The organism is Thauera sp., from assembly GCF_047601425.1.
Lineage (GTDB): Bacteria > Pseudomonadota > Gammaproteobacteria > Burkholderiales > Rhodocyclaceae > Thauera.
The window spans coordinates 192,539-210,228 of record NZ_JASGJL010000002.1 but is presented as its reverse complement, the minus strand read 5'-3'; the positions used below and the strand labels follow the sequence as shown (position 1 = coordinate 210,228).

Below are 17,690 nucleotides of genomic sequence, written 5' to 3'. Positions count from 1 at the left end.
GCTCCGTTATTCCCATGCACGCATACGACCGCTCCGCCGCCATCGGTTTCGGCTTCAACCCGCTGGACCGCCAGTCCGACAAGCGCCAGGACGAGGACTACGTACGCCGGGCGCGGCAGGCGGCGGATACGCGCTTCGTCATCCATGGCGGCGACGAACCCTTGCTGATGCAGCGGGACATGGCCTGCGACGCCGTGTTCTCCGTGCCGCAACTGGCGGCGCTGCAGGCGGCGCTGCCGCCGGGGCAGCATGAGCCGGTCTGCGAAGTCTTCCTCGGCCGCCTGCCCGACGGCGCGGCTCTGTTCGCGCTGGATTTCGGCGCCGGGCTGGCCGAGGCCGTCGCCGGCCTGCCGGGGCTGGCACTGCGCAGCCTGCGCACGGTGGCGATGCGGGGCGAACTCGGCCACGCGCTGCTGGGCGAGCTCGGCGGCGCCAAGGCAGTGCTGGACTGGCACCGCCGTCACCGCTTCTGCGCCCAGTGCGGTTCGCCCAGCCGCATGGTATCGGGCGGCTGGCGGCGCGACTGCGATGACTGTGGCGCACAGCATTTCCCGCGCGTCGATCCGGTGGTGATCATGCTGGCGATCGACGGCGAACGCTGCCTGCTCGGCCGCCAGCCGCGCTTTGCGACCGGCATGTATTCGACGCTGGCCGGCTTCGTCGAACCGGGCGAGACGATCGAGGACGCGGTGCGCCGCGAAATCCTCGAAGAAGCCGGCGTGCCCTGTTCGGCGGTGCGCTACTTCGCCTCGCAGCCCTGGCCCTTCCCGTCGTCACTGATGATCGGCTGCTTCGCCCAGGCGCAGGGCACGGCCATCACCATCGACACCACCGAACTGGACGACGCCCGCTGGTTCAGCCGCGCCGAAGTGGCCGACATGCTGGCCGGCACCCATGCCCAGGGCCTGTCGGCGCCGCTGCCGTATGCGATTGCGCATCACCTGATGCGGGCCTTCGTGGATGAAGGCGAAGCCTTGCTGCGGTAGTGCAGCTGGCTCTACCGCGCCGGCTGCGCCTTCCAGCGCCGCAGTTGCTCGCGGATCGGCGCCGGCGCGACGATCACCGGGCGGGAATGCTCTTCTTCCGCCAGTTGCCCACCCTTGCCGCCTTCGCCCTGGATGCCGGCGACGTCCTCGCGCTCCCAGGTCTCCACCAGCCCGCTCGCCTTGTCGAAGGCGTCGATGAAGGACACCCCGGGCACGAGCGATTCCTTGAAGTAGGCTCGGCCGAAATAGGTGAAGTCGTTGTCGTCGGCGCAGCCGAATGAAGTGCGGTCGTGGCGCGCGGAGGTGATGACCAGCGTGCCCTGGTCGCCGATCGCATCGGCGAAGCCGCCCGAATAGCAGGCCGACACCACCACCACTTTCCAGCGGATGCCGCTCTCGCGCAGCATCTCGCCCAGCGCCGCCGCCGGCAGGTCGGGCATGTCGATGCCGGCGAGCTTGAAGGTCAATTCATGCGTTTCGGAACCGTGGCTGGTCAGAAACAGGAACAGGATGTCCTGCTCCACGTCCATCCGGCCCGCCACTGCGCGCAACGCCTGGCGCAGGCTGGTCCGGGTCGCCAGCGGCACGGCATCGACGCTGCTGCGGCTGTTGACCAGGGCCAGCGAGCGGCCGGCCGTGCCGAAGTCACGGTCGAACTGGCCGCGCACGAACTCCACCTCGCGACGGAACACTTCTTCCCTGCCGTCGCCCGCCACCGCCAGCAGATAAAGGTCGATGCGCGCCGGGTCCTGCGGCTGCAGGGATTGCAGATGGCGCTCCAGCAGGGCCGGCTGCGAATACAGCGCGGTTTCGACGTTGCGCAGGCGCAGCGCCTCCGCCGCGGGGTCGTACAGCTTGCCGCGCCGCCAGGTGCCGCTGTCGCGCGTGCGCCCGTCCGGCTTCGGCCTGGCATATGTCATCGTGCCTTCGCCGTCGTACAGCCCCCAGGCAAAGCCACCGCGGTATTCGTCGCCATCGGCATTGCGGAAGACGCCCTGGCCATGGAAGCGCCAGTTATCGAAGTCGCCTTCGTAGCGGGCACCGTTCTTCATGCTCGCCTTGCCCTTGCCGGTGAGCGCGCCGGCAACGAACGTGCCTTCGAAGACATTGCCCTGGGCGTCGGTGAAGCGCCCCTCGCCCTCCGGCTCCCAGTCGGCGAGCCCGCCTTCGTAGCGGCGGTCGTCGTGGATGACCAGCATGCTGCCGACCGGTTCGTCGTCCTCGAAGCGGCCGATGTAGAACGCGGCCGTCGGCCAGTTCCAGGCGGCCTTCGCCATGGAAGCGGCCCTTCCTGAAGCCGCCCTCATAGACCTCTCCATTGGCACGGACGTACCGCCCCTTGCCGTCGAACTCGTCGGCCCGGAATTCACCCTCGTATTCCGAACCGTCGGCGAAGCGCATGCGCCCCTTGCCCTGCATCAGGCCGTTGTCGAAACCACCTTCGTAGCGCCAGCCCGATGCGCCGGCCGCCACGCCCTTGCCGTGCGACAGTCCTTCGACGAAAGCGCCTTCGCGATAGGCGCCGTTGCGCCATTCGATGCGCCCCTGTCCATGCAGCCTGCCGTCGCGCATGCCACCGCGATAGACGCCGCCATCCGGCGTCACCGCATCGTCCGCTCTCACCGGCATGACAGCGGACAGCAAGGCGGCCAGGAGCAGGCCGGACAATACCGAACGGCGAAAAGGCGCCGGCCGGGCCGGAGGCGAGGCAAGCGGAACGGCTGCGGCAAACGAAACGGACATCGGCAAGACCTGGCTGGAAAATCGGCTCAGCCGGCATCCTACGCCGCCGCCCCCCTTCCCCCAAGACCCGAGTCGGAGTAAAAAAGGCGCGCCGGCGCATGCCCTGCGCCTTCCCCAGCCACTCACATAAGCGAGAAATCCCGTGATCAACCACGGCCTCCAGATCTTTGCCGGCAATGCCAGCCGGGAACTTGCCGGCGAAATCTGCCAGCGGCTCGGCATCCGCCCCGGCCAGCTCGACATCTCACGCTTCTCCAACGACAACCTGCGTGTGCAGATCGAGGAAAACGTGCGCGAGCGCGACGTGTACGTGGTGCAGTCCTTCACCGAACCGGTGAGCGAGCACATCATGGAACTGATGATCACGCTCGACGCCATGCGCAGCGCGTCGGCCCGCCGCATCACCGCGGTGATTCCCTACTACTCCTATGCCCGCTCGGACAAGAAGGACGCACCGCGGATCTCGATCACCGGCCGCCTGATCGCCGACATGCTGAAGACCGCCGGCGCCGACCGCGTGCTGACGATGGACCTGCATGCCGACCAGGTGCATGGCTTCTTCAGCGTGCCGGTCGACCACCTGACCGCGGTGCCGACCATCGCCGAGCATTTCCGCCGCCACCACGACCTGTCGAACATGGTCGCGGTGGCGACCGACGCCGGCGGCGCCAAGCGCGTCGGCCGCTTCTCGGAGCGGCTGGGCATTCCGATGGCGATCATCGACAAGCGCCGCGTCAGCGACACCGACGTCAAGCATGGCGAAGTGGTGGGCGACGTGAAAGGACGCGACGTGGTGATCTTCGAGGACGAGATCTCGACCGGCGGCACGCTGGTGTCCTCGGCCGGGACGCTGCGCGCCGCCGGCGCACGCAGCGTGCATGCCGGCGCGACGCATGGCGTGCTGTGCGGCCCGGCCATCGAACGCCTGCGCGACGCGCCGATCGACTCGGTGGTGGTCAGCAACACCGTCGCCCTGACGCAGGACAAGCGCCTGCCTAAGATCACCTCGCTGAGCGTGGCGCCGCTGTTCGCCGCGGCGATCGAGCGCATCCATGGCGGCCAGAGCGTGGGGGCGCTGTTCGAATGAGCTGACGCGGTTCTCCGAGGCCGGATCACATGGGGCTCGCTGTTCGGGACGAATTTTCCGGACAGGCCTTCAGTATCCGGCGGGGCGTGCCGATAAGTCCCGGTACGTACCCTCGCCCCTCCCCCGACCTCAGAGAACATCATGAACTGGTTCGACAGCCTCAGCCTGCGGACGAAGCTGATCTTCAACTTCGTCATCTCCAGTGGCCTCCTCATCGCGGCGATCGTCATCAGCTATGTGCAGATCGAACGCATGGACAGGCTCGCGGACGAAATGTCCAATCACACCCTGCCGTCACTGACGCAGACTGCCGGCATGAGCGAGGCCCGGATGCGCTACCGCATCCGCAGCCTGGAATTCATGCTCGCCGGAACAGCCGCCGAGCGGGACAAAACCGAACAGTCGCTGGTGGATATCGATGACAAGCTGAGCCGCGCCATCGAGGAATACCGCAAGCTCGCCACGGACCCTCAGGCCCGCGGCTTGCTCGACAACTTCGCCAAGGCCGAAGTTGGCTATCGCGACACGGTGATGAAAGCGGTGGCACTGGTCAAGAGTGGCCAGGAACACGAAGCCATGCAGCTGCAGCGCACCGAGTGGTTCGCCGCCGGCACGCAGGTCGCCTCGGCCACCACCGCCTTGCTGAAACATGCCAACGACCAGGCCGATGCGCAGCGCCAGGCAATCGCCCAGGCCGCCAGCCATGCGAAGCGGATGGCAATCGGCGCGCTGGTGCTCGGTACCCTCGTCGCCGGTCTGGTTTCCATCCTGCTGGCGCGGCGGATCACCGCCCGCCTGCAGCATGCCGTCGCCGTCGCCAACGGAATCGCCGCTGGCCGCCTGGGAAAAACCGCTGGCGACCACGCCGCGGCCAGCACGGATGAAATCGGTACGCTGATGGGCGCCATCGATGCCATGCGCGAATCACTGCGTGTGACCATCGGCGAGACACGTGATGCTTCGTCCCAGCTATCCGCCTCCGCCGAAGAGCTCAGCAAGGGCGTGAAACGAACTCGAAGCCAGCGTCAACGCCCAGAGCTCGGAAGCATCGAACATTGCCGCGAGCGTCGAGGAAGTCACGGTATCGATCAGCGAAGTGGCGAGCCGCACCAACGAAGCCAGCGCCGCAGCGCGCGACTCCGACACCAAGGCGCGCGAAGGCCGTGAAGTGCTGCGCAAGCTGGAGCAGGACATCGACCAGGTTTCGGCTGTCGTCAGGACGGCATCGGACGGCATCGGCAGCCTTGCCGAGGAGTCGAAGAAGATCTCGGCCATCGTCAATGTCATCAAGGACATCGCCGACCAGACCAATCTGCTCGCGCTCAATGCCGCGATCGAGGCGGCGCGTGCAGGCGAGCAAGGCCGCGGCTTCGCGGTCGTGGCCGACGAGGTGCGCAAGCTGGCGGAACGGACGACCCAATCGACCGGCGAGATCACCACCATGGTCGACACCATCCAGCAATCCACCCGCCAAGTGGTCACGCGCATCGATGAAGGCGTGGCGGCCGTCGAGCGCAGCGTGACGCATGCCCGCGATGCAGGCAGCAGCATCGAGTCGCTGCTCTCGATCGCACGCCGGGTTTCCGAACTGATCGGCGACATCGACCTCGCCCTGCGCGAACAGTCGGAGGCCTCGACCGTGGTCGCCCGCAGCGTGGAACAGATCGCCAGCAACGCCGAGCAGATCCACAGCGTCACCACGGCAAGCTCGCACTCGGCCGAAAGCCTGCGCGCCATGGCACGCCAGATGCAAGGCAATGTCAGCCGCTTCAGCCTCTGAAGCGGCACCGCCAACCCCTCCAGATACAACCAGGCCAAGGCAGCAGACAAAGGCATCCGCGGGGCATAGAATAAGCCGGCCCGGCGACGCCCGGGCGCACAAAACAACACCACCCACCCCCAGTGGAGCACCGTGGTTCGCCTCTGCCCTTCGTTTGTTTGCGCACGCAAGTGCACCCGCAAACCCGGTGCCGCCGCAGCATCTGGAGAATCCTCATGATTTCCAAACTGGTCTGGCTACTTGTCGCCCTTGTCGGCGCGGCGGGGTTCGCCATGCTCGCCCTGAGCCGGGGAGAGCATGTGAACGCCGCATGGCTGATCCTGGCAGCAGTCTCGTGCTATTCCATCGCCTATCGCTTCTACAGCAAGTTCATCGCCGAGAAGGTGTTCGAACTGGACGACCGGCGCATGACGCCGGCCGTGCGACGCAACGACGGCCTGGACTACGTGCCGACCAACAAGTGGGTGCTGTTCGGCCACCACTTCGCCGCCATCGCCGGCGCCGGCCCGCTGGTCGGCCCGATCCTGGCGGCACAGATGGGCTACCTGCCCGGCACCATCTGGATCCTGGTCGGCGTGATGCTGGCCGGCGCGGTGCAGGATTTCCTCGTGCTGTTCATTTCGGCCCGCCGCGACGGCCGTTCGCTGGGAGAAATGGCCAAGCAGGAGCTCGGCTCCTTCGCCGGCGTGGTCGTCATGCTGGGCACGCTGGGGGTGATGATCATCATCCTGTCGGCGCTGGCGCTGGTGGTGGTCAAGGCACTGGCCGAAAGCCCGTGGGGCACCTTCACCATCGCGGCGACGATCCCGATCGCGATCTTCATGGGTGTCTACATGCGCTTCATCCGCCCGGGGCACATCGCCGAGATTTCGGTGATCGGCTTCGTGCTGATGATGGCCGCGATCATCTTCGGCGAGGACATTGCCCACCATGAATACTGGGGTCCGTTCTTCACCATGACCGGCCCGCAGCTGACGCTGGCACTGGTGATCTACGGCTTCGTCGCCTCGGTGCTGCCGGTATGGCTGCTGCTGGCGCCGCGCGACTACCTGTCAACCTTCCTGAAGCTGGGCGTGATCATCGGCCTGGCGATCGGCATCCTGATCTCGCTGCCCGACCTGAAGATGCCGGCCATGACCCAGTTCATCGACGGCACCGGCCCGGTGTTCTCCGGCAGCCTGTTCCCCTTCCTGTTCATCACCATCGCCTGCGGCGCGATCTCCGGCTTCCACGCGCTGGTGTCCTCGGGCACCACGCCCAAGCTGGTCGAGCGTGAATCGCACATGCGCGTGATCGGCTACGGCGCGATGATCGGCGAGTCGCTGGTCGCCATCATGGCGATGATCTGCGCGACGATCCTCGACCCGGGCATCTACTTCGCGCTGAACTCGCCGGCCGCCGTCATCGGCACCACGGTCGAATCCGCGGCCCAGGTGATCAACGGCTGGGGCTTCACGGTGACGCCGGAAATCCTCGCCCAGATGGCCAAGGACGTCGGCGAACACAGCATCCTGTCGCGCGCCGGCGGCGCCCCCACCTTCGCCGTGGGCATGGCGGTGATCATCACCGACCTGTTCAACAGCAAGGCGATGATGGCGTTCTGGTATCACTTCGCGATCCTGTTCGAGGCGCTGTTCATCCTCACCGCGGTCGATGCCGGCACGCGTGCCTGCCGCTTCATGGTGCAGGATCTGGCCGGTACCTTCATCCCCGGCATGAGCCAGACCCGCAGCCTGGCCGGCAACCTGCTGGGCACGGCGGTGGCGGTGTCGGGCTGGGGCTATTTCGTCTATCAGGGCACGGTCGATCCGCTGGGCGGCATCAACACGCTGTGGCCGCTGTTCGGCATCGGCAACCAGATGCTGGCCGCGATGGCGCTGCTGCTGGGCACCGCCGTGCTGTTCAAGATGAAGAAGGAGCGCTACGCCTGGGTGACGGTGGTGCCGACCACGTTCCTGCTCATCACCACGATGACCGCCGGCTGGCTGAAGATCTTCAGCCCGGACCCGAAGGTCGGTTTCCTCGCGCTGGCCAACCGCTTCAACGAAGCCGCGGCCCAGGGCACCATCCTGGCGCCGGCCAAGAGCATCGAGGAGATGGGGCGCGTCGCCTTCAACAACCAGATCAACGCGGCGCTGTGCGGCTTCTTCATGATCGTGGCGGTGGTGATGCTGGTGGCGGTGGTCATCAACATCCGCAAGGCGCTCGCCAGTTCCAAGCCGACGGCGAACGAAGTGGCGCCGGCCTATCACTCCGAGCCCGCCCGTGCTTGATCTTTCCTACCTCACCGGCCGCAAGTCGGCCGGCGCCGCCGAGGCGCCGGCCGCGGCCGACGGGGCCGCCGCGGAACTGGACGACGCCTATGCGCGCTACGTCGCCGAGATGCGCGCGCAGCAGGCTGATGCCGTGCCGATGTCCGAAGCCGAGTTCGAGCGCTACAGCCTGGGCTCGAACTGGCTTTCGGGCCTGCGCGACGCAGCGCGGAAAGTGGTGCAGACCTGCCGTCTCGTGATCGGCATCCACGACTACGAGTACTACCTGGACCACATGCGCTCGCGCCACCCGGAAGCGACGCCCTTCACCCGCGAGGAGTTCTACCGCTACTGCCTCGAGGCGCGCTTCCCCAGCGCCGAACGCAGCGGCAGCCGCTGCCCCTGCTGAAGACAGCGCAACGGCGACACAAAAACGGCGGCCCCGGATGACCGGGCCGCCGTTTTTTTACGCCCGGGCATCATGCAGCCCAAGCGCAGGCTTCAGGCCTGCTGCTGTTTCTGGTGCTCGGCGATTTCCGCCCGCACCTGGTCCATGTCGAGGCCGCGCACGCCGTCGATGACCTGCTTGAGCGCACTGGCCGGCAGGGCGCCCGATTCGCGGAACACCATGACGCCTTCGCGGATCACCGCGATGGTCGGAATCGAGCGGATCTGAAAGGTGGCGGCCAGTTCCTGCTGGGCTTCGGTGTCGATCTTGCCGAAGACGATGTCGGGATTCTCTTCGGACGCGGCCTCGTAGGTCGGCGCGAAGCTGCGGCAAGGACCACACCAGGCCGCCCAGAAGTCGATGAAGACGATCGGATTCTGCTCCAGCACGTCGTTGAAGTTTTCGGCGGTGAGTTCGAGGGTGGCCATGTCGGCGGACTCCGTGGTATCGAGGCTGCCGATGCTACCGGAGTGTGGCGCCCCGCCCAAGCACAAAACACATGGCGCGCGGCCCGCTGCGACGCTCAGCCCGCCACCCGGCCACCGCTCTTGAGCACAGTCTCGACCCGCTCGTACAGCATGCCGATGTTGAGCGGCTTGGTCAGGAAATCGTCCATTCCCGCGGCGAGGCAGATCTGGCGATCTTCCTCGCGCGCGCTCGCCGTCATCGCCACGATCGGCACTCTCGGCCGCCCGGTTTCGCGCTCGTGGGCACGAATCCGCCGTGTCGCCTCCAGCCCGTCCATCACCGGCATCTGCAGATCCATCAGCACCAGGTCGAATTTGCCGTCGATCACTTTCTCCAGCCCCTGCCGGCCATCCTCCGCGACCGTCAGCTCGTAACCGCGCCGCGTCAACAACGCCACCGCCAGCTTCTGGTTGATCGGATTGTCCTCGACCACGAGGATGGCGGCGCCCCTGCCCGGCACCGGCCTGGGCGGAGCATCGGCGACGCGCGGAGCCGTGGCCTCTTCGGCATCCGGCGCCGCGCATTCGAAACGCAGCGTGAAGAAGAAGCGGCTGCCCCGGCCCGGCTTGCTATCCACGCCCAGCATGCCGCCCATCAGCTCGACCAGGCGGTAGGAGATCGACAAGCCCAGGCCCGTGCCGCCGAACCTGCGCGAGGTCGAGGTATCGGCCTGGGCAAAGGCGTCGAACACCATCGCCTGCACCTGCGGATCGATACCGATTCCAGTGTCCTTGACCGAGAAGACGACGTCGGCCATGCCGCCCCCGCTGCCGCTCACTGAGGCCGACACCACCACCTCGCCCTGCTGGGTGAACTTGATCGCATTGCCGATCAGGTTGGTCAGCACCTGCTTGAGCCGCAGCGCATCCCCAAGCACCCGGCGCGGCAGCTCGGCCGGCAGTTCCAGCCGCAGCTCCAGCCCCTTGGACTTGGCCGGCGCGGACAGCACGCGGGTGGCGAGATTCAGCGTCTCGTGCAGGTCGAAAGGCTCGTGCTCGATATCGACCTTGCCGGCCTCGATCTTGGAGAAATCGAGGATGTCGTTGAGGATGCGCAGCAGCGAATCGGCCGAGGCCTGGATCATGCGCAGGTGCTCCGGCACCTCGGGGTCGTTCGGGTCCATCAGCGCGAGTTCGGTGAGGCCGATGATGCCGTTCATCGGCGTGCGGATCTCGTGGCTCATGTTGGCCAGGAACTGGCTCTTGGTGCGGTTGGCGATTTCCGCCTGGTCGCGCGAGGCTTCGAGCTCGGCGATCATCCGGCTGCGTTCGCGGCCGAGCTGGATCGACTCGACCAGCATCGAACTCAGGTTGTTCGAACTGTTGATGATGGTGATGCTGAAGACCGGAATCAGCACGATCAGGATCAGGTCCGGCGTGCCCTGGTAGTCGAACGCGGCGATCAGCGCGACCGGCAGCACCGACAGGATGGTGTAGGTTGCCAGCGCAGTGCGGGAAGGCGCGAGCGTCGGCACGGCGCCGGCGATGGTGGCGGCGATGATGCCGGCAGTGAAGAAGCGCGCGTCATAACCGGCGCCGATCATGAACAACGCCGCCCCGGCCGCCCAGCCCGTCGAGGCCAGCAGCGCGCCGAGCATGTAGCGCCTGAACCAGGTGCCGACCTCATCGACCGACGGCGCCTGGGAAAAGAAACGCCGCACCGCCAGCACGCGGATGAAGGCGAGCAGCGCCATCGCCCCTGCCCAGCCGAGCGCCGGCGTCATCGCTGCACCGAAGACGATGTTGCCGACCGCGAGCATGACGGCTACCGTCACCAGCGAAAGCTGGGCCGGAATGGAATTCCGGTACAACAGATAGACCGCCTGATGCCAGGAGGCAGGATCAACCCGATCGTCGGTCAGGCGGGGGAACATCACGGCACGTATATCCGCAGGGCATCAAAACGTGGCGAGATTAGCATGGCCGCATTTGCCGGAGCGTGACCCATTCCGCTCCGGCGCGCGTTTATAACAAGGGAGCCAGCCAGCGCGCGGCCTCATCCACCTCCATGCCGGTACGGCGCGCCCAGTCTTCCAGCTGGTCGCGGCCGATCTTGGGAATGGCGAAATAATGGCTCTCGGGATGGGAGAAATAGAAACCGCTGACCGCCGCCGCCGGCATCATCGCGTAGCTTTCGGTCAGCTCCATGCCGGCGCGCTCGCGGGCACCGAGCAGTTCGAACAGCGGCCCCTTCACGGTGTGGTCCGGGCAGGCGGGATAACCCGGCGCCGGACGGATGCCAAGATAACGTTCGGCGATCAGTGCATCGTTATCCAGTGCCTCGTCGGCGGCATAGCCCCAGCATTCCTTGCGCACGCGCTCGTGCAGCCATTCGGCGCAGGCTTCCGCCAGGCGGTCAGCGAGGCTCTTGAGCATGATTGCGTGGTAGTCGTCGTGCTCCGCCTCGAATTCCGCAAGCTTGCCCTCGATGCCGAGGCCGGCGGTCACGGCGAAAGCGCCGATCCAGTCCGGCACGCCCGATTCCTTGCTCGCGATGAAATCGGACAGGCACCAGTGCGGCTTGCCCGCCGGGCGCTCGTGCTGCTGGCGCAGGCCGTGCCAGACCATCGCCAGTTCGCGGCGGTTCTCGTCGGTATAGATCTCGACGTCGTCCACCACCGAGTTGGCCGGGAACAGGCCGAACACCGCCCTGGCCTGCAGCCATTTCTCGGCCACGATCCGGGCCAGCATCGCCTGGCCGTCCTTGAACACGTTGCGCGCGGTCTCGCCGACGATCTCGTCGTCGAGGATGGCCGGGAAGCGGCCTGCCAGGTCCCAGGTTCTGGAAGAACGGCCCCCAGTCGATGTAATCGACCAGGTCGGCCAGGTCCACGTCGATCGCCTGCACACCGCGGGTGTTCGGCACCGGCGGGCGATAGTCGGGCGCGATGCGGAAGGCGTTGGCGCGGGCGGCTTCGACGCCGACAAGTTGCACGCCCTTCTTGTTGGCGTGCAGCGCGCGGATTTTTTCGTAGTCGGCGGCGACTTCGGCCTTGAAGGCGTCGCTCTGCCCTTCGGACAGCAGCGCGGTGACCACGCCCACCGCGCGCGAGGCGTCCGGCACATAGACCACCGGCTGGTCGTAATGCGGCGCGATCTTGATCGCGGTGTGGTTGCGGCTGGTGGTGGCGCCGCCGATCAGCAGCGGCACCTCGAAACCCTGGCGCTTCATCTCGGCGGCGACGTGGGCCATTTCTTCCAGCGAGGGTGTGATCAGGCCGGACAGGCCGATCGCCTGCGCGCCGTGCTCCTTGGCCGCTTCGAGGATCTTCGCCGCCGGCACCATGACGCCGAGGTCGATGATCTCGTAGCCGTTGCAGCCCAGCACCACGCCGACGATGTTCTTGCCGATGTCGTGTACGTCGCCCTTGACCGTGGCGATGACGATGCGGCCCTTGCTGGCGGCGCCGGTGCGCAGCTTCTCGGCTTCGATGTAGGGAATCAGGTGGGCGACGGCCTGCTTCATCACCCGCGCCGACTTCACCACCTGGGGCAGGAACATCTTGCCGGCGCCGAACAGGTCGCCGACCACGTTCATGCCCGCCATCAGCGGACCTTCGATGACCGACAGCGGCGGCCGGCCTTCGGCCTCCAGCTTGGCCCGCACCTCCTCGGTGTCGGCGACGACGAACTCGGTGATGCCCTTGACCAGCGCGTGCGACAGGCGCTCTTCCACCGGCCAGGCGCGCCAGGCGAGGTCGGGGCCGCTCTCCTTGGCCTGCCCCTTCACCGACTGCGCCATCTCGACCAGCACCTCGCCCGGATTCTGGCCGGACGCGGGCTTGCGGTTCAGCACCACGTCCTCGACCTTCTCGCGCAGCACCGGGTCGAGCTGGTCGTACACGCCGAGCTGGCCGGCGTTGACGATGCCCATCGACAGCCCGGCCTTGATCGCGTGGTAGAGGAAGACGGTGTGGATCGCCTCGCGCACCGGGTCGTTGCCGCGGAAGCTGAAGGACACGTTCGAGACCCCGCCCGAAGTCTTGGCCCAGGGCAGCTTGTGCTTGATCCAGGCCACCGCCTCGATGAAGTCGACCGCGTAGTTGTCGTGCTCCTCGATGCCGGTGGCGATGGCGAAGATGTTGGCGTCGAAGATGATGTCCTCGGGCGGGAAGCCCGCGCCGCCTTCGGCCACCGGCTTGGTCAGCAGGTGGTAGGCGCGCGCGCAGATCTCGGTCTTGCGCGCGAAGGTGTCGGCCTGGCCGGCCTCGTCGAAGGCCATCACGATCACCGCCGCGCCGTAGCGGCGCGCCAGCCGCGCCTGGCGCAGGAACTCGGCCTCACCTTCCTTCATCGAGATCGAGTTGACCACGCCCTTGCCCTGGATGCACTTCAGGCCGGTCTCGATCACCGACCACTTCGACGAGTCGAGCATGATCGGCACGCGCGAGATGTCCGGCTCGGAGGCGATGAGTTTGCAGAAGCGCTCCATCGCCGCGACCGAATCCAGCATCGCCTCGTCCATGTTGATGTCGATGACCTGGGCGCCGTTTTCGACCTGCTGGCGCGCCACCGCCAGCGCATCGTCGAAGCGGCCTTCGAGGATCATGCGGGCGAAGGCCTTGGAGCCGGTGACGTTGGTGCGCTCGCCGACATTGACGAACAGGCTGTCGGGGCCGACGTTGAAGGGCTCCAGGCCGGACAGGCGCAGCTTCTTCTCGACCTCGGGCACCTTGCGCGGCGGGAATGCTGCCACCACCCTGGCGATCTCGGCGATGTGCGCCGGCGTGGTACCGCAACAGCCGCCGACGATGTTCAGCAGCCCGGCCTCGGCCCACTGGCGGATTTCGCCGGCGAGATGCTCGGGCGTCTCGTCGTAGCCGGTCGGCGACAGCGGATTGGGCAGGCCGGCATTGGGGTGGGCCGACACATGGGTGTCGCAGACGTTGGACAGGTCCTCGACGTACTGGCGCAGCTGGTCGGCGCCGAGCGCGCAGTTCAGGCCGAAGCTGATCGGCTGTGCGTGATTCAGCGAGTTCCAGAAGGCTTCGGCGGTCTGGCCCGACAGCGTGCGGCCGGAGGCGTCGGTGATGGTGCCCGAGATCATCACCGGCTTGCGCTGGCCGCCGCTTTTTTCAATCTCGTCGAACAGCTTTTCGACCGCGAACACCGCCGCCTTGGCGTTGAGCGTATCGAACACCGTCTCGATCAGCAGGATGTCGGCGCCGCCTTCCAGCAGGGCCTTGGCCGACTCGTAGTAGTCGTCGGCGAGCGCATCGAAGCTGATGTTGCGGAAGCCCGGATCATTGACGTCGGGCGAAATCGACAGCGTGCGCGAGGTCGGCCCGATCACGCCGGCGCAGAAGCGCGGCTTGTTCGGATTCTGCGCGGTGTATTCGTCGCACAGTTGGCGCACCACGCGCGCGCCTTCGACGTTGAGCTCCCAGGCGAGCGCTTCGAGGCCGTATTCGGCCTGCGACACGCGGGTGGCGTTGAAGGTGTTGGTCTCGATGATGTCGGCGCCAGCATCGAGATAGGCGCGGTGGATGCCGCCGACCACGTCCGGCCGCGTCAGCACCAGCAGGTCGTTGTCGCCCTTGAGGTCGCGCGGGTGGTCGAGGAAGCGCTGGCCGCGGTAGTCCGCCTCGCCCAGCGTGTGCTGCTGGATCATCGTGCCCATGGCGCCATCCAGGATCAGGATGCGCTCGGCGAGCAGTTGGCGGAGTTCGGTGGTGCGGTCGGCTTGCATCGGGTCTTACCTCGGTCGTTCGACGATCGCCGGGTGACGCCTGATACAAAAGCAGACGGCGCCACAAACCGGCAGAGGGTTTGTGAGCGCCGTTGATCGGTTGCCGAGCCTGGCCCTCGCAGATTCAGGTGGGGTCGCAGCGCTCCTCGGCAGGAGCGGGATTGTATCGGCTCACGGCCGGGCTTGCCAATAGCGGCCCGGCGATGCCGCTACCACCAGAACGGATAGGGTGCGAAGAAGGGATGGCGGTAATACGGGTAGCCGTAATACCCGTACCCACGGCCATACCCCACACCAAAGCCCCAGCCAAAGGCGCCGTCACGCGGATAGACGTAGGTCTGGCTGGTACGCACCACCTTGCCGTCGATGAAATGCACGTTGAAGTGCGTGGCGACACCCGGGCCATCGTTGCGGATGTTCCAGTCCCACACCTCCTCGCCCGACAGCTTGAAGGTCTGCACCGAGCGATGCTGGCCAAGCAGGCGCTCGACCTCCTCCGGTGTCATGCCCTTCTGCACCCGCACCAGGTTTTCGCTTTCGAGCGCATCCCACTGCCGCAGCACCATGCCACCCTGATCGACCTGCACCATCAGGCAGGTATTGCCATAGGGCTGGGTGGAATATTCGAGCGTGGTCGTGCCGTCTTCGTTCTGCCAGCGCCGGCTCGGCTCGCCCTTTGCCGCCAGCGCCTCGGCCTCGGTGGTGAAGGGCGGCGGCGGCTGGAAGGTCGCGCAGCCCGCAAGCTGCAAGGCCCCTGCGACCAGCAGCAGCAATCCGATTGCGTGCAGCCAGCGCATCGGAGACAAGGTGTTGGCATGGCCCATGACAGCCTCCATTCAGGGTCGATATTGCGTGTTGCGGCCCGTACCGATCACCCTGCCATCGGTATTGAAGGACACCGTGAAGAACACAGGATCGTTCGTGCCGTCAGGGCCGTTGGAAATCTTCCATTCCCACACGGTTTCGCGCTTGAGGCGAAGGAACTGGCTGCGTGCCGGCTTGCCCAGCACGCGGCGTACTTCGTCGCCACTCATGCCGTTGACCACACGGGCAAAATTCTGTTCGTTGAGCACCTGCTCGACGCTGCGCAGCACCTCGTCCGGGCCGAGCGTGATCATGAAACACTCGGTGCCTTCGGGCTGGCGGGTGAATTCCCAGGTCACCGAACCATCTTCGTTGCGCCACTCCATCTGCGGCGGGCCGAAACGTTCCCGAACATCCGCCGACGTCGATTCCCCAGGCTTGAGTTCGCGCAGGTTGAAATAATCGCAGGCCGTGATTCCCACCGCCGAGAGCACGGCGCACAGCCAGGCAAGCAATCGTTTCATGTCATCGATTCCTCAAGGGTTTGCCCAACCTGCCGACGACAGGCCACTAAGTTAGAATCTGCCATCCACCACGGATTTGCAACGCCCCTGCAACGACTCTTTGCAAACTATGCATCTTTCGGAGACGCACATGAAGAAGACCCTGCTCGCACTTGCCCTGGTCAGCGCCGGCTTTGCCGCCCACGCACAGACCGTCGTCAAGATCGGCCATGCCGGCCCGCTGACCGGTCCGATCGCCCACTTCGGCAAGGACGGCGAAAGCGGCGTCCGCCTCGCGCTCGAAGACGCCAATGCCAAGGGCCTGGTCATCGGCGGCCAGACCGTGAAGTTCGAACTGCTCAGCGAAGACGACCAGGGCGATCCGCGCACCGCCACCACCGCAGCGCAGCGCCTGACCGACTCCGGCGTCAAGGGCGTGGTCGGCCACACCACCTCGGGCCCTTCGATCCCCGCCTCGCGCGTGTATGAACAGGCCGGCGTGCCGATGGTCACCCCGTCCGCCACCAGCCCCAAGCTCACCCAGCAGAACTACAAGGTCACCTACCGCGTCATCGCCAACGACCTGCAGCAGGGCGAAGCCATGGCCAAATACGCGGTCGAGACCTTGAAGGCGAAGAAGGTCGCCGTCATCGACGACCGCACCGCCTACGGCCAGGGCCTGGCCGACTCCTTCGCCGACAACATCAAGAAGCTGGGCGGCGAAGTCGTCGGCCGCGAGTTCACCAACGACAAGGCCACCGACTTCACCGCCATCCTCACCAAGATCAAGGCCCGCTCGCCCGCAGCCATCTTCTACGGCGGCATGGACTCGCAAGGTGCGCCGATGCTGCGCCAATTGCGCCAGCTCGGCATCAGCGCCACCTTCCTCGGCGGCGACGGCAACTGCACCAGCGAAATGCTCAAGCTCGCCGGCGAGGCGATGAATGAAAAGGTCTTCTGCACCCAGGCCGGCATCCCGCTGACGCAGATGCCCAGCGGCGGCGAATTCCAGTCCCGCTACAGGCAGCGCTTCAACGCCGACGTGCTGGTCTACGCCCCCTACGCCTACGACGCCGCCACCGCGCTGATCGAAGCCATGAAGATCGCCGACTCGACCGACCCGGCGAAATACCTGCCCGCGATGCAGAAGGTCGACTTCCAGGGCGTCACCGGCCACATCGCCTTCGACGCCAAGGGCGACATCAAGGTCGGCGGCGTCAGCCTGTACAACTACGCCAATGGCAAATGGGTGCCGGTGAAGTAAAAAAAGACTTCATCTGAACCGACCCGCAATCGACGGGGGCGTGAATCCACGCCCCCGTCGCTGTTTACAGCTCCACGAACACCCCGGGCCGAACATCTGCGCAGCGCTTGCCAAATGTCAAGATTGTCAAACGGCTTCCAGACTAGAGTGTGATCAGGTTCTCATCACAACATCAATATGGGAGCGAGACATGACAAACCGCGACATCTCCTTCATCGTCCAGAACCAGAAGCCTCTGATGCTACGCCCGACCGACACCGTGCAGACGGCCTGCCGACGCATGTGTGAGCGCAATGTCGGCGCCGTACTCGTCACCGACGCACGTGCCCACCTGAAAGGCATCTTCACCGGCCGCGACGCAGTGCAGACGATTTCACGCGGCAGCAATCCAGCCGAAGTGGCGCTGTCCGAAGTCATGACCGCCAATCCGGACAGCATCGCCCCGGATCTCAAGGCGATCGACGCACTGCGCATGATGTGCGACGGCGGTTACCGCCACCTGCCGGTCGTTGCAGACGGCATTGTCGTCGGCATCGTGTCGCGCAGCGACTTCAAGGGACTGGAGTTGGATCAGTTCGAGGATCAGCAGAGTTTGTGGGAGTGCATCTGCTGAGTGGGACGAATGGGTGAATCCCCGGGGGCGCCGATGGCGCCCCTTTTCATTGCC

12 protein-coding genes, 2 pseudogenes and 1 riboswitch are annotated in these 17,690 nt (G+C 66.1%); of the genes and pseudogenes, 7 read left to right on the top strand and 7 right to left on the bottom strand.

The genetic code is table 11. The features are described 5' to 3' along the window. Positions 1-14 precede the first annotated feature (14 nt). Positions 15-986 carry an NAD(+) diphosphatase gene (gene nudC, locus QM748_RS17430; RefSeq protein WP_415248261.1) on the top strand — a complete coding sequence of 324 codons (972 nt, stop codon included), beginning with the start codon at positions 15-17 and terminating at the stop codon, positions 984-986. An 11-nt stretch (positions 987-997) separates the two neighbouring features. On the opposite strand, the gene QM748_RS17425 is transcribed toward nudC, so the two are convergent. Both QM748_RS17425 and QM748_RS17420 read right to left on the bottom strand, forming a co-directional pair. After that, a complete protein-coding gene (locus QM748_RS17425) occupies positions 998-1,516 on the bottom strand; it encodes a C13 family peptidase (RefSeq protein WP_415248686.1) in 519 nt (172 codons plus the stop codon). A gap of 484 nt (positions 1,517-2,000) precedes the next feature. After that, entirely contained in the window at positions 2,001-2,558 is a 558-nt protein-coding gene (locus QM748_RS17420; protein WP_415248685.1) for an MORN repeat-containing protein, read from the bottom strand. A gap of 313 nt (positions 2,559-2,871) precedes the next feature. Between QM748_RS17420 and QM748_RS17415 the strand changes: the two genes are divergently transcribed. The 4 genes and pseudogenes from QM748_RS17415 to QM748_RS17400 all read left to right on the top strand — a co-directional run bounded on the left by QM748_RS17415 (position 2,872) and on the right by QM748_RS17400 (position 8,257). Continuing rightward, the gene (locus QM748_RS17415; RefSeq protein ID WP_415248260.1) at positions 2,872-3,816 is read left to right on the top strand and encodes a ribose-phosphate diphosphokinase; all 945 of its coding nucleotides are present in this window, start codon (positions 2,872-2,874) and stop codon (positions 3,814-3,816) included. A 141-nt stretch (positions 3,817-3,957) separates the two neighbouring features. Beyond that, positions 3,958-5,596: pseudogene (locus tag QM748_RS17410) on the top strand (methyl-accepting chemotaxis protein). 215 nt (positions 5,597-5,811) lie between these two features. Further along, on the top strand, positions 5,812-7,869 hold the full coding sequence (locus QM748_RS17405; protein ID WP_415248259.1) for a carbon starvation CstA family protein: 2,058 nt from the start codon (positions 5,812-5,814) through the stop codon (positions 7,867-7,869). After that, positions 7,862-8,257, top strand: a complete 396-nt coding sequence (locus tag QM748_RS17400; protein WP_415248258.1) for a CstA-like transporter-associated (seleno)protein — start codon at positions 7,862-7,864, stop codon at positions 8,255-8,257. Before QM748_RS17405 ends, QM748_RS17400 begins: the two co-directional genes overlap by 8 nt. A gap of 92 nt (positions 8,258-8,349) precedes the next feature. On the opposite strand, the gene trxA is transcribed toward QM748_RS17400, so the two are convergent. The 5 genes and pseudogenes from trxA to QM748_RS17375 all read right to left on the bottom strand — a co-directional run bounded on the left by trxA (position 8,350) and on the right by QM748_RS17375 (position 15,780). After that, positions 8,350-8,724, bottom strand: coding sequence for a thioredoxin (trxA, locus tag QM748_RS17395; RefSeq protein WP_415248257.1), 375 nt, complete (start codon positions 8,722-8,724; stop codon positions 8,350-8,352). Between the two features lie 95 nt (positions 8,725-8,819). Continuing rightward, a complete protein-coding gene (locus QM748_RS17390) occupies positions 8,820-10,637 on the bottom strand; it encodes an ATP-binding protein (RefSeq protein WP_415248684.1) in 1,818 nt (605 codons plus the stop codon). A 91-nt stretch (positions 10,638-10,728) separates the two neighbouring features. Continuing rightward, positions 10,729-14,452: pseudogene (gene metH, locus QM748_RS17385) on the bottom strand (methionine synthase). Between the two features lie 77 nt (positions 14,453-14,529). Next, positions 14,530-14,606, bottom strand: a riboswitch (S-adenosyl-L-homocysteine riboswitch). A gap of 55 nt (positions 14,607-14,661) precedes the next feature. Then, positions 14,662-15,276, bottom strand: a complete 615-nt coding sequence (locus QM748_RS17380; protein WP_415248256.1) for a hypothetical protein — start codon at positions 15,274-15,276, stop codon at positions 14,662-14,664. Positions 15,277-15,288: 12 nt separating this feature from the next. Next, positions 15,289-15,780: a hypothetical protein gene (locus QM748_RS17375; RefSeq protein WP_415248255.1), complete on the bottom strand. Its 492-nt coding sequence runs from the start codon at positions 15,778-15,780 to the stop codon at positions 15,289-15,291. A 130-nt stretch (positions 15,781-15,910) separates the two neighbouring features. On the opposite strand from QM748_RS17375, the gene QM748_RS17370 reads away from it, so the two are divergent. Next, positions 15,911-17,023: a branched-chain amino acid ABC transporter substrate-binding protein gene (locus QM748_RS17370; protein ID WP_415248254.1), complete on the top strand. Its 1,113-nt coding sequence runs from the start codon at positions 15,911-15,913 to the stop codon at positions 17,021-17,023. 190 nt (positions 17,024-17,213) lie between these two features. Continuing rightward, complete coding sequence (locus QM748_RS17365) at positions 17,214-17,636, top strand: cyclic nucleotide-binding/CBS domain-containing protein (RefSeq protein WP_415248253.1); 423 nt, start codon at positions 17,214-17,216, stop codon at positions 17,634-17,636. The last annotated feature ends 54 nt before the right edge of the window (positions 17,637-17,690 follow it).

Coding starts and splice junctions, on each gene's coding strand:
- nudC (WP_415248261.1), top strand. CDS start 15: ATGCACGCATACGACCGCTCCGCCGCCATCGGTTTCGGCTTCAACCCG.
- QM748_RS17425 (WP_415248686.1), bottom strand. CDS start 1,516: ATGGACGTGGAGCAGGACATCCTGTTCCTGTTTCTGACCAGCCACGGT.
- QM748_RS17420 (WP_415248685.1), bottom strand. CDS start 2,558: ATGCGCGACGGCAGGCTGCATGGACAGGGGCGCATCGAATGGCGCAAC.
- QM748_RS17405 (WP_415248259.1), top strand. CDS start 5,812: ATGATTTCCAAACTGGTCTGGCTACTTGTCGCCCTTGTCGGCGCGGCG.
- trxA (WP_415248257.1), bottom strand. CDS start 8,724: ATGGCCACCCTCGAACTCACCGCCGAAAACTTCAACGACGTGCTGGAG.
- QM748_RS17390 (WP_415248684.1), bottom strand. CDS start 10,637: ATGTTCCCCCGCCTGACCGACGATCGGGTTGATCCTGCCTCCTGGCAT.
- QM748_RS17380 (WP_415248256.1), bottom strand. CDS start 15,276: ATGGGCCATGCCAACACCTTGTCTCCGATGCGCTGGCTGCACGCAATC.
- QM748_RS17375 (WP_415248255.1), bottom strand. CDS start 15,780: ATGAAACGATTGCTTGCCTGGCTGTGCGCCGTGCTCTCGGCGGTGGGA.
- QM748_RS17370 (WP_415248254.1), top strand. CDS start 15,911: ATGAAGAAGACCCTGCTCGCACTTGCCCTGGTCAGCGCCGGCTTTGCC.
- QM748_RS17365 (WP_415248253.1), top strand. CDS start 17,214: ATGACAAACCGCGACATCTCCTTCATCGTCCAGAACCAGAAGCCTCTG.